The organism is Mycolicibacterium mageritense (assembly GCF_010727475.1).
Classification (GTDB): Bacteria; Actinomycetota; Actinomycetes; order Mycobacteriales; family Mycobacteriaceae; genus Mycobacterium; species Mycobacterium mageritense.
The window spans coordinates 6,508,057-6,520,047 of record NZ_AP022567.1; the positions used below are offsets into that span (position 1 = coordinate 6,508,057).

11 protein-coding genes are annotated in these 11,991 nt (G+C 66.5%); 8 read left to right on the forward strand and 3 right to left on the reverse strand.

Annotated features, from left to right (window positions below; translation table 11 throughout):
* Positions 1–5 precede the first annotated feature (5 nt).
* From uraD to G6N67_RS31350, 4 genes are read left to right on the forward strand one after another with little or no spacing between them, the layout of a single operon-like run.
* On the forward strand, positions 6–503 hold the full coding sequence (uraD, locus tag G6N67_RS31335; RefSeq protein ID WP_036442070.1) for a 2-oxo-4-hydroxy-4-carboxy-5-ureidoimidazoline decarboxylase: 498 nt from the start codon (positions 6–8) through the stop codon (positions 501–503).
* Complete coding sequence (uraH, locus tag G6N67_RS31340; RefSeq protein WP_036442072.1) at positions 500–829, forward strand: hydroxyisourate hydrolase; 330 nt, start codon at positions 500–502, stop codon at positions 827–829. The genes uraD and uraH overlap by 4 nt, the downstream gene beginning before the upstream one ends.
* 42 nt (positions 830–871) lie before the next feature.
* A complete protein-coding gene (gene pucL, locus G6N67_RS31345; RefSeq protein ID WP_036442074.1) occupies positions 872–1,753 on the forward strand; it encodes a factor-independent urate hydroxylase in 882 nt (293 codons plus the stop codon).
* 11 nt (positions 1,754–1,764) lie between these two features.
* Positions 1,765–3,315, forward strand: a complete 1,551-nt coding sequence (locus tag G6N67_RS31350; protein ID WP_036442076.1) for a nucleobase:cation symporter-2 family protein — start codon at positions 1,765–1,767, stop codon at positions 3,313–3,315.
* Positions 3,316–3,425: 110 nt separating this feature from the next.
* Here the strand turns inward: G6N67_RS31350 and G6N67_RS31355 are convergent, their stop codons facing one another.
* A complete protein-coding gene (locus G6N67_RS31355; RefSeq protein ID WP_036442353.1) occupies positions 3,426–4,172 on the reverse strand; it encodes an alpha/beta fold hydrolase in 747 nt (248 codons plus the stop codon).
* A 214-nt stretch (positions 4,173–4,386) separates the two neighbouring features.
* Here G6N67_RS31355 and G6N67_RS31360 point away from each other — a divergent pair, with 214 nt between their 5' ends.
* A complete protein-coding gene (locus tag G6N67_RS31360; RefSeq protein WP_036442078.1) occupies positions 4,387–5,688 on the forward strand; it encodes a TrpB-like pyridoxal phosphate-dependent enzyme in 1,302 nt (433 codons plus the stop codon).
* Between the two features lie 16 nt (positions 5,689–5,704).
* On the opposite strand, the gene G6N67_RS31365 is transcribed toward G6N67_RS31360, so the two are convergent.
* A complete protein-coding gene (locus G6N67_RS31365; protein WP_036442080.1) occupies positions 5,705–7,558 on the reverse strand; it encodes a serine/threonine-protein kinase in 1,854 nt (617 codons plus the stop codon).
* Between the two features lie 119 nt (positions 7,559–7,677).
* Between G6N67_RS31365 and G6N67_RS31370 the strand changes: the two genes are divergently transcribed.
* Both G6N67_RS31370 and G6N67_RS31375 read left to right on the forward strand, forming a co-directional pair.
* Entirely contained in the window at positions 7,678–8,067 is a 390-nt protein-coding gene (locus G6N67_RS31370) for a TA system antitoxin ParD family protein (protein ID WP_036442083.1), read from the forward strand.
* Between the two features lie 28 nt (positions 8,068–8,095).
* The gene (locus tag G6N67_RS31375; RefSeq protein WP_036442085.1) at positions 8,096–8,674 is read left to right on the forward strand and encodes an ATPase; all 579 of its coding nucleotides are present in this window, start codon (positions 8,096–8,098) and stop codon (positions 8,672–8,674) included.
* Here the strand turns inward: G6N67_RS31375 and G6N67_RS31380 are convergent.
* The gene (locus G6N67_RS31380; protein WP_081812839.1) at positions 8,590–10,071 is read right to left on the reverse strand and encodes a purine-cytosine permease family protein; all 1,482 of its coding nucleotides are present in this window, start codon (positions 10,069–10,071) and stop codon (positions 8,590–8,592) included. The genes G6N67_RS31375 and G6N67_RS31380 overlap by 85 nt on opposite strands.
* A 173-nt stretch (positions 10,072–10,244) precedes the next feature.
* On the opposite strand from G6N67_RS31380, the gene G6N67_RS31385 reads away from it, so the two are divergent.
* A complete protein-coding gene (locus G6N67_RS31385) occupies positions 10,245–11,915 on the forward strand; it encodes a biotin carboxylase (protein WP_230021754.1) in 1,671 nt (556 codons plus the stop codon).
* The last annotated feature ends 76 nt before the right edge of the window (positions 11,916–11,991 follow it).

Sequence of the window (11,991 nt, forward strand, 5' to 3'; positions counted from 1 at the left end):
CGGCCATGGGAACGTCACTGCGTCGCTTCAACGAAGCGGACCCCGCAGACGCCGCCGCAGCCGTCCGGCCGTGCCTCGACGTGGATCGCTGGGTGCAGGCCGTCGTCGACGGACGACCGTACCGTGACGTCGAGGCGGCGGTCGCGGTCGCGCAATCAGCGGCCGACCCGTTCACCGATGACGAGTTGACCACCGCGCTGAGCCACCATCCCCGGATCGGGGAGCGGGCGTCGGGCTCGAGCGCAGAAGCCGGGTTCTCGCGGGCCGAGCAATCCGGGGTGTCCACCGACGCCGACGTACAGAGTCGGCTGGTCGACGGCAACCGGGCGTACGAAAAGCGGTTCGGCCACGTGTTTTTGATCCGTGCGGCAGGCCGCAGCAGTGAGGAGATCCTCGCGGCGCTGGAAGAGCGCCTGACCAACGACCCCGAGACGGAGAAGGCGGTCATGGCCGATCAGCTCCGCCAGATCGCGGTGCTGCGCCTGCAAGGAGTGTTGACATGAGCTATATCACCACCCATGTGCTCGACGCGACCGCGGGCCGGCCCGCGTCCGGCATCGCCGTCACGCTGTCGGCCGTCGCGACCGGCGAGCAGATCGCCACCGGGGTCACCGACGCCGACGGGAGGATCGCGGATCTCGGCCCCGATCGCCTCGAATCGGGCCACTACCGGGTCGATTTCAACACAGGGGACTATTTCGCCGCCCGCGGTCAGGACACGTTCTATCCGCAGGTCTCGATCACGTTCAGCGTCAGCGCAGACCAGGCGCACTACCACGTGCCGCTGCTGCTCAGCCCGTTCGCCTACTCGACCTACCGCGGCAGCTGACCGCAAACCGTCCAACCCTCACACCCTTAAGGAGCCACCGACATGAGCGACATCGTCCTCACCGCCAATCAATTCGGCAAAGCCGAGAACCGGGTCGTCCGGATCACCCGGGACACCGCGCGACACGAGATCGAGGATCTCAACGTCACGTCCCAACTGCGTGGTGATTTCGAGGCCGCACACACCGAGGGCGACAATTCCCACGTCGTGCCGACCGACACGCAGAAGAACACGATCTTCGCGTTCGCGAAGGACGGGGTCGGCTCGCCCGAGGCCTTCCTGCTGCGCCTCGGTGAGCATTTCACCGGTGAGTTCGACTGGGTGACCGGCGGGCGCTGGGCCGCCGAGCAGTACCGCTGGACCCGCATCAACGACCACGATCACGCCTTCTACCGCAGCGGCCCGGAAACCCGCACCGCAGTGCTGGTCCGCGACGGCGACACCGAAACCATGATCAGCGGCTTCTACGGCCTGACCGTGCTGAAGTCCACCGAATCAGGCTTCGTCGGCTACCCCAAGGACAAGTACACGACGCTGGCCGAGACCACCGACCGCATCCTCGCCACCGACATCGCCACCCGCTGGCGGTACAACACCACCGACCTCGACTTCAATGCGGTGTACGACGACGTCCGCTCCATCATTCTCGCCAAATTCACCGAGGGGTACTCAAAAGCACTGCAGCACACGCTGTATCAGATGGGCGAAGCCGTGATCGGGGCACACCCCGAGATCGACGAGATCAAGTTCTCGTGCCCCAACAAGCACCACTTCGTCGCCGATCTGTCCTTCGTCGGCCTGGAAAACCCCAACGAGGTGTTCTTCGCGGCCGACCGTCCCTACGGCCTCATCGAGGCCACCATCGCCCGCGCCGGAGCTCCGTCCGCCGAGGCCGCCTGGGTAGGAATCGCCGGATTCTGCTGAGGAATGTGACCATGAAACTGCACCGCAACCGCGCGGCCGACACCGGCGCCGCCGAAGTCCGGCCCGAAAACGTCCGCCCGGAGGACGAGCGCCTCGGCATCGGACGCTCGTTCGCCTACGGCGCCCAGCATGTGCTCACGATGTACGGCGGCATCATCGCGCCGCCCCTGATCGTCGGTGGGGCCGCGGGAGTGCCGGCCGCCCAGCTCGGCGTGCTCGTTGCGAGCTGCCTGTTCATCGGTGGCCTTGCGACGATTCTGCAGTCGGTCGGCATCCCGTGGTTCGGGTCGCAGCTTCCCCTGGTCCAAGGCACGTCGTTCGCCAGCGTCGCGACCTTGGTGGCGATCGTGACGCAGGGCGGCGGGCTGCCCGCCGCGTTCGGTTCGGTCATGGCCTCCGCGGCGATCGGCCTGGCGATCACGCCCTTCTTCTCCCGGATCATCCGCTTCTTCCCTCCGGTGGTGACCGGCACGGTGATCACCACGATCGGGCTCAGCCTGATGCCGGTGGCGGCCAACTGGGCGATGGGCAACAACGCCAAGTTGCCGACATACGGATCGATGGAGAACATCGCGCTGGCGGGATTCACCCTGCTCGTGGTGATCGTCCTCAGCCGGTCCAATGTGCCTGCCATTTCCCGGCTTTCGATCCTGTTCGCGATAATCGTCGGTACCTTGGTCGCCACCGCGATCGGCAAGGCCGACTTCTCGAAGGTGGCCGACGGCCCGATCGTCGCCGTCCCGGAGCCGTTCTTCTTCGGCGGGCCCGTGTTCACGCTCGCCGGCGTGGTGTCGATGACCATCGTCGTGCTCGTCATCCTCACCGAGACCACCGCCGACATCCTGGCCGTCGGTGAAATCGTCAACACCCGGGTCGACCGGCGCCGCATCGGCAACGGGCTCAGGGCCGACATGGGCGCCTCACTGATATCGCCGATCTTCAACGGATTCACCCAGAGCGCGTTCGCCCAGAACGTCGGACTGGTCGCGATCACCGGGGTCAAGAGCCGGTTCGTGGTCACCGCGGGCGGCGTCATCCTCGTGGTGCTCGGACTGCTGCCGGTCCTCGGCCGCGTCGTGGCAGCCGTGCCCTACCCGGTGCTCGGAGGGGCGGGCCTGGTGCTGTTCGGCACCGTGGCGGCCTCCGGCATCCGAACCCTGGCCCGGGTCAACTACCAGGGCAACATGAACCTCGTCATAGTCGCGACATCGGTCGGCATGGGCATGATTCCCATTGCCGCGCCGGAGTTCTGGGAGCACTTCCCGTCTTGGTTCCAGACCATCTTCCACTCGGGCATCAGCTCCGCGGCGATCACGGCCGTGCTGCTCAACCTGTTCTTCAACCACATCAGGTTCGCTCGGCAGAAGCCCGGATCCTCGGTGTTCGCCGCAGCAGACCGCTTCATCTCCTTCGATGAGGTTCAGGCGTACAGCAAGCTGCGGGAAGGCGACCACATCGAGGGCGGCCGGATCGTCGATGCGGACGGCAAGCCGCTGCCGGTCAAGCAAAGCGACGGCAAGCTGGTCGATGTCCCGATCTGCTCGGGGTCGGCCGAGCACTGAACCAGGGCCGGGCTCGGGCGCGGGCGCGCGTTGACCCTGCGCTCACGGTGCAAAAGTGCGAGTGACCACCGCCGTCACCGCAGCCCCAACGCCGGCCGGGCCTGCGCCGGCTAACCGACCTGTTCCCAGAAGCGGCTCAGAGCCTCGGCGCCGCGCGACGGATCCTGCACCATCCACCAATGCCCGAGTCCGGCGAGCACCTCGGTGCCGGCTCCAGCCCGCTCCGCCGCGCGATACCGGATCTCGTCGGAACCGATGTAGGGATCGTCGGTGGCGAGCAACGAAAGCCCTGGCCGGGCCCGCGCCTTCTCCAGCTCCCGCCCGGCGTTCGCCATCGCGGGTTGACGAGCCGAGCGGTACAGCGAGAGGATCGCCCGTCCCATCTCGGGGCCTTGTTCGGCAGCGATCGATGTCGCAATGTCAATCGGTATGCCCAGCGCGGCCATCTGCGCAGCCCGGTCCTCGACGGTGCCACCCAACATGGTGTCGACGAGTTGCTCACCTTCGTCGGGTGTCTGCCATATCTGAGCCATGTCGTGCCACACGTAATCAGGGTCGAGCACTCCGATCACGTCGGTGGCCCAGCTGCGAACGAGCTCAGGGCGGTGCATGACGACGGTCATCACATGGCCACCGCCCCAATCGTGTCCGACGAGATCGACCGGCTGATCGATCTTCTCCAACTCACCTTCCAGCCAGTCGCGATAGGCGAGGAAGGTCGCCGGGAAACCGTCGGGCAGTGGGGCGCCGAAGCCCGGCGGCGACAAGCGCACCACGTCGTCGCGCCCGAGCGCGTCGACCAGCGGACCCCAGATCGCGTCGGTCTCCGGATTGCCATGCACGAGAACCACGGTCATGACTGCCATCCTGACACCCGCTGGGCCGGAAGGTGACGGTTCGGTTCAGGCCAGCGACGACATCGTGCGGTGACGGCGCGTACGATCCGGCTGCCCGCCTCTGTGATCGCGCTTCCGGAAATGCAAATGTTTGATGCGACAACGATCGTGGCCTGCGCATGGTTGGGCGGTCCGCCGTGGCCCGGCGCGCAACGGGGCTGATTACAGTGTCGGTATGACGCTGCACGCCGACGCTGCCCATCCGGATCTGGTGACCGTCGGGGTGCCGAGCCACTGGTACAACCTGGCCGCCGAACTTGATCAGCCGATCCCGCCGCACCTGCATCCGGGCACCAAGGAACCGGTCGGGCCCGACGACCTCGTGGCGCTCTTCCCGAGCGGTCTGATCGCACAGGAGGTGTCCACGGAGGCCTACATCGCGATCCCGGAGGTGGTGCGGGACATCTACTCGATGTGGCGGCCCTCGCCGTTGATCCGGACCCGACGGTTCGAGCAGGCGCTCAACACCGGCGCCCGCATCTACGTCAAGTACGAGGGCGTCAGCCCCGTCGGCAGCCACAAGACCAATTCAGCTGTGGCACAAGCTTATTACAACAGCATCGACGGGGTCCGGAAGCTGACCACCGAGACCGGAGCCGGCCAGTGGGGCAGCGCGCTGGCGTTCGCGGGAGCACAGTTCGGCCTCGAGATCGAGGTGTGGCAGGTCCGTGCGTCCTACGATTCGAAGCCGTACCGCGGACACCTGATCCGGACCTACGGCGGCACGGTGCACCCGAGCCCGTCGAACCTCACCGAGTCGGGCCGCGCGATCCTCGCCAAGAACCCGAACACCACCGGCAGTCTCGGGATGGCGGTGAGCGAGGCCGTCGAGGTGGCCGCCGCAGATCCCGACACCCGGTATGCGCTGGGCAGCGTGCTGAACCACGTGGTGCTGCACCAGAGCGTCATCGGCCAGGAGGCCGTCGCCCAACTCGGGGCCGTCGAACCGAACGGTGCCGACGTCGTATTCGGCTGTGCCGGTGGTGGTTCCAACCTGGCCGGGCTGGCGTTTCCGTTCCTGCGCGAGAAGATTCACGGCCGGTCGAACCCGCGGGTGGTGGCCGCCGAGCCGGCTGCCTGCCCGTCGATCACCCAGGGCGAGTACCGCTACGACCACGGCGATGTGGCAGGTCTGACGCCGCTGCTCAAGATGCACACACTCGGGATGGACTTCGTGCCCGACCCGATCCACGCCGGTGGGCTGCGCTATCACGGCATGGCGCCTGCGCTCAGCCACACCGTCGAACTCGGGCTGGTCGAGGGCGTCGCCATCTCGCAGCATGACGCGTTCACCGCCGGTGTGCAGTTCGCCCGGAGCCAGGGCATCGTGCCCGCACCCGAGTCGACCCACGCGATCGCCGCCGCGGCCGCGCACGTCGCCGACGATCCGGCCGAGCAGGTCGTGGTGATCGGCCTGTCGGGCCACGGCCAACTCGACCTGCCGGCGTACGCGGAGTTTCTCGACGGGAAGTTCTGAGGCCGACGGCCCGACCTCAGCCCGCGGCCCGGAGTTCGATATCGGAGACGGTTGTGCGGCTTTGCCCGTCGAGCGTGCCCAACTTCGAGATCCACACCAACACGTTCGAGGTCTTCGTCTGGTTCTCGACCTCGATGGTGTTCTCCCCGGGCCGCAGCGGCACGTTCGGGGTCAGCTCGGTCGTATCGGACAGGCTGCTCGGATCAGCACTGTCGGACGCCCGGATCTGCACCTCTGTTCCCGTACTGGGTACGTCGACCGTGACCTCGCTCAACGCGGTCGGCTCAGGCAACTGCAGCATCAGACCGACGCCTTCCTTGAAGGCGGGGAACGGCGTGGCGTCCTGGTAGATGTCGGTGGGCCACGCCGTGGCCGGGTTTCCGTCGATGGCCAGCCCCGCCTGATCCGGGTGGTCGGGTGATCCGCCGGGGGAGAACACCGTCGCACGCTCCGGCGTCACGATCGGCCCCGGACCGGCGGGCGACGAAGAGGGGCCGACACCTCCGGTGATGAAGAAGACAGACGTCGCGACGACCACGGCGATCACGGCCAGCAACAGGATGATGCGAGCCGAGCGCGACTTCCACACGGACCTCTTGCCGGGCTGTACCTCGAATGTGTCGCGACGGCGGCGACCACGTGAACTCGCCGAGTGGTTGACCACCGCGTCGGCGAACAGCGTTCGGTCGTCCCAGAAGCCGTTGACCTCCACGACATCCCCGTCGGAGAGTTCGCCCGTGATGGAATTGCCGCGCAGCTCGACCGGGACGACGGTGTGCGCCTCGCCCGTCGAGTCATAACGCTCGACGCGGAAGAGCCACACCTCCTCGTCACGGTCGGGTCCGGCTGGAAGCTTCTGCACGGCGCGGGCCGTTCCGAGCACCGTAAGCACGGCCAATCGCCTGGTATGCGGTGAGCTGGCGGGCTCGGAATCGTCGCGGTGCGGTATTTCCAGCGGGGCGGTGTGCGGACCCGGATGGGGCGCGGTCGACTCGGGTTCCGGCTCCGCAACGGGCTCGGGCGCGGTCGGCTGATCCAGGCGCCCGCTCAAGGCTCGCGCGAAGTCCATGCACCGCGGGTAGCGCTTGTCGGGCTGTTTGGCCAACGCCTTCGCCATGGCGGCGTCGAGGTGGGCGAGGTCGGGACGACGCTGAGACAGCGGGGGCGGCGGTGTGTTGAGGTGGTGTCCGGCCAGCACGATGCGGTTGGCGTCGTCGAAAAGGGGTGCGCCGGTCAGCAGCTGATAGGCCGTGGCGGCAAGGGCGTACTGGTCGGCCCGGCCGTCGAGCGTCCTGCCGACGAGCTGCTCGGGCGCAACGTATGCGACGGTGCCGACGGCCATGTCGGTCTGCGTGATGCCGCTGACGTCGTCGGCTTCCCGGGCGATGCCGAAATCGGTCAGCAGAACGCGGCGCCGCGAGCTCGCCGTCGGCTCGGTGACCAGGATGTTCGCCGGTTTGACGTCTCGGTGCAGCAGGCGCCGTTCGTGCGCGAAATCGAGGGCTTCGGCGACGGCTGTCACGATCTCCAGAACATCCTGGTACGGCATGCCTGCCGGATGCTGCTCGACCAGGTGCTTGGCATCGGTGCCCTCCACGTAGTCCATCGAGATCCACAACCGGCCGTCGAACTCGCCACGGTCGTGCACGCCGACGATGTGTGGATGCCACAACGTCGCGGCCAACTCGGCCTCGCGGGTGAACCTGGCACGGAACTCGTCATCCCGCGTTGCATTGGTCGACAGGATCTTGAGCGCATTCAGTCGCGGCAGTCGCGGATGCTGGGCAAGGTAGACCTCTCCCATCCCACCGGCACCGAGCAGCCGCTGAATGGTGAAGCCGGCGAAGACGTCACCGGAATTGAACGGCATAGGTTGGAGCCTACAAACGAGGGCGGGAATGGCGTTATTTTTGCAGGCCACGGCATCAAATGCCGTACCCGTGTAGCAGACTGCTACACTTGTTTCAGACTGCTACAACGGAGGCCGTCATGACTGACACCGCAGACCGCGTGACTCGGTTCGCCGCTGATCTGATGGACAGCGCTGCCGCGGAAGGCGCGCGCCAGAGCCGCTCGGCCAAGCAGCAGCTCGACCACTGGGCGCGTGTCGGACGGGCCGTGTCAAGCCGGCAGAGCGCCGCACGCCGCAAGGTCGAGGCGGCCTTGGCGGGCGACACCCCGTTGCGTGATCTGACCATCGAGGAGGGCGTCGTGTTCAACGCCGAGATCTCCGCGGCCATCGAGGAGAACCTGGCGCGCGCCGATTACGGCACGACACTGGCCGCCCGTGGGGTCACCACCGTCGCGCTCGACGACAACGGCGAGATCGTGCAGTACCGCCCTGATGGCAGCACCACGGTGTTGGTGCCTCAGCGGTGATCTCTGACCCGATGCGCACTGTCGCGCGGTGAAGCGGCTCGACCTCGTCGTCGGATCCAACGGCGCGGGCAAGTCGACGTTCGTCGAACTCACGCTCGGGCCCCTGTTGCCCAACAGTCCTTTCGTCAACGCCGACGAGATCGCCAAGCGCCGCTGGCCCGAGGATCCCGCCACCCACTCTTATGAGGCCGCACGTATCGCGGCGCAAACCCGGGCCAGGCTCATCGAGCGGGGCGATTCGTTCATCGCCGAAACCGTGTTCTCCCACCCGTCCAAACTGGACCTGATCGACACCGCGAACGCGGCCGGCTACAGCGTCATCCTGCACGTCGTGATGATCCCGGAGGATCTCGCGGTGCTGCGCGTGCGACACCGCGTCGAGGCAGGTGGTCACGATGTGCCCGAAGCGAAGATTCGTGAACGCTACCAACGGCTCTGGCCGCTCGTCGCCGCCGCGGCGGCGCGCTCGGAATCGGCGGCGTTCTACGACAACAGCACCACTAAGGGCCCCCGCATCGTGGCTCAGGTCACGGGCGGTTTCGTTGTGGGGTCACCGGCCTGGCCGAATTGGACACCGGCCGCGCTGGTGTCGACGTGGCCAGGGTAGATCATCGCCGTGGGCACGTTGGTGCGTCCCCGGGACACCGCGTAATAGGCGACCGCTGTGACGGCGAGTCCCACGATCCACGAAATATCCGCTCCGCCCAGGATTTTCGTGACCGGCCCCGTGTAGAGCTTCTGCGCCAAGAACGGAATCTGCGCAACAATGCCCAGGATGTAGCAGCCGAGTGCCGGCAGGTTCCACGTGCCGTACCGGCCGGCGGGGTCGTAGAGGGCCGGGATGTCGACGTTCTCTCGGGAGATCAGGTAGTAGTCGGTGAGGTTGATGGCGCTCCACGGCGTGAAGACCATCAGCAGTACGAGGACGAAGTTCTTGAAGTTGTCCAGGAAATCGGCGCTCGCCGCCACCCCGATCAGCACCGACACCGCTGTGAAGCCGACGATGTAGGCGGCGCGTACGGCAGGCGCGATGCGGGTCTGACCGTTGAAGGCGCTGATGGTGGTCAGAATCGCCATGAAACCGCCATAGGCGTTGAGGCAGTTGACCGTAAGCTTGCCGACCACGATCACCAGATAGATCAGCACTGACAGGGCCGCAGGGCCCGCAAGCCGGCCGACGAATCCGACTTGGTCGTCCAGGAAGGCGTCACCGGCGACCGCGGCAACCAGAGCCCCGAACGTCATCGACCACTGCGATCCGATCACCGAGCCCGCGAACGTGGACCAGAAGGTGGCGCGACCGCTGGTGCTGCGCGGCAGGTAGCGCGAGTAATCCGCGACGTACGGACCGAAGGTGAGCTGCCACCCGGCGCCCAGGGCGATCGCCAGCAGGAAGGTGACCGGGCTGAACGGTTTGACGCCGACAACCGCGGCCACGTCGTATTGCGTGAACAACCGGATGGCCAGGTAGCTGAACCCGACGATGGCGATCACGGTTGCCACCCGCCCGACGACGTGGATCAACCGGTATCCGGTGACCGCGACGATGACGGTCAGCAGACCGAAGATGATGATGCCCAACGACGATTGGCCCAGATCGAGCATCGAGTTCACGGCCTGCCCAGCCAGCACGCTGCCAGTCGCCGCGAAGCCCAGGTACATGAGCACCACCATGATCAGTGGCAGCGCGGCCCCGTAGACACCGAATTGCGCTCGGCTGGAGATCATCTGGGGCAGGCCGAGACGCGGGCCTTGCGCAGAGTGCAGCGCCATCACGATGCCACCCAGGATGTTGCCGATCAGCAGACCGACGATCGCCCACAGGGCGTCCGCACCGAACACGACTGCGAGCGCGCCGTCGACGATCGCGGTGATCTGCATGTTCGCGCCGAACCACAGGGTGAATTGGCTGCGTGAGTTGCCGTGGCGCTCTGCGTCCGGGATGACATCGATGGTGCGGCGTTCGATGGCGCGCAGGGATGCGGGTGCATGGTCGTCTGTCATTGAACGCCCTCCGTCCAGCCCGGGAAGTGCAGTGATGCCCGTCACAGCTTACTGTCGATGCCGTTTTGTACACGGTTCCGGCGATCCGAGCGCCATTTCGGTAGCTGTGGGGCGAGGTGCCGGCTGCGACCATCGGGGTGCACGCAGATCGACACCGCACAGGAGACCCGTCTATGACCGAGCCCCGTCGCCGCACCGCAACCCCGCGCAAGCGGCCCGCCAAGACCGCAGCGAAGACGAAGGCCGCCGATGCCCCGACGGTCGAGAACATCACGGCTGCGCAGGCTGTGACCCCGGCACCGGCCGCCGACGACATGCGTGAAGTGAGTGTCGGCACCGACGCGGCGTTCGCGTCCTCCCCGTCGTCTGCGTCGAAACGTCGTCCACTGCGCAACATTTCGGAGATCCGGCACTTCTTCCGCACCAACGATGTCCCGGTCTACTTCATCGGCGCGACACCGTTCAACCTGCTCGGCCTGGACCGCTGGGTACGGAGGTTCTCCTACATCACCTATTACGACGCCTGGGACGGCGCCCACCCACGTGTGTTCACGCCGATCCACAAGCCCTACCAAGAGTTCGCCAGTGGCGAGGAGATCAACAACTGGCTGCTGCGCAACCCCGAGGTGCGTGCGCACATGAGCCGCGGTGTGCAGCCGGGGGTTCGACCCAAGGTGGCGATGGTGTTCTTCGACGCCGAGACCGAATCGATCTGCGCCGAGTTGGGCTACGATCTGATCCTGCCGCCGGCCGCGCTGCGGGAACACCTGGACTCCAAGATCGTGACCACCAAGCTCGGCAATGAGGCAGGCGCCCCGAGCGTGCCCAACGTGCTCACCAAGGTCAACAGCTACGAGGAACTCACCGCGGCCGCCGAAAAGGCAGGTCTCGGTGACGAACTCGTGGTGCAGACACCGTATGGTGATTCCGGCAAGACGACGTTCTTCATCTCGTCGGAGGCCGACTGGCGCAAGAACAGGGATTACGTCGTCGGCGAGGACATCAAGGTCATGCGCCGCATCAACAACCGACCGGTGGCGGTCGAGGCCGTGCTGACCCGGTGCGGCACGGTCGTCGGGCCGTTCATGACCGAGCTGACCGGCTACCCCGAACTGACGCCGTATCGCGGCGGCTGGTGCGGCAACGAGATGTACCCGGACGTGCTGTCACCCGAACGTCGCGCCAAGGCAACCGAACTCGTCCGCCGCTTGGGAGACCGGCTCAGCCAGGAAGGTTACCGCGGCTTCTTCGAGGTGGACGTGCTCGTCGACGTCGACACCGACGAGGTCTACCTCGGCGAGCTCAACCCGAGGATCAGCGGAGCATCGGCGATCACCAACGCGACCGCCGGTGCCTACGCCGACGTACCGCTGTTCCTGTTCCATCTGCTGGAGTACATGGGTGTGGAGTTCGAGCTCGACGTGGACGAGATCAACGAGCGCTGGGAGGAACTGGCGGCCGCCGACGTGTGGAGCCAGATGATCATCAAGGAGACTTCGGACATCGTCGAACTGCTCGAAGCGACGCCGCCGACCGGTCAGTACTACCTCGACTCCACCGGTGCATTGGTGTTCCGCCGGGCAGCGCTGGACTGGCACCAGCTACAGGACGAGTCCGAGGCGTTCTTCCTGCGCATCTACGGGCCCGGCGACTATCGCTGGAAGGGCGCCGACCTCGGCGTGCTGGTCACCAAGGGCCGGTTGCAGCGCGAATTGGCCCAGGGCGGTTCGGCACTCACCATTCGCGCCGGGCACCTGATCGACTCGATGCGAGCCTCCTACCGCGGCACTCCGCTTCCCGAGCCGGCCACGATCGAACCGGCGGCCGGCCTCAAGCCGCTCTGAGATACGCCATCCGCAGGAGAGCGCAGTGCCGTAGCGCCGCCGACGTTTTGTCGAAACCGTCGATACCCGATCGACG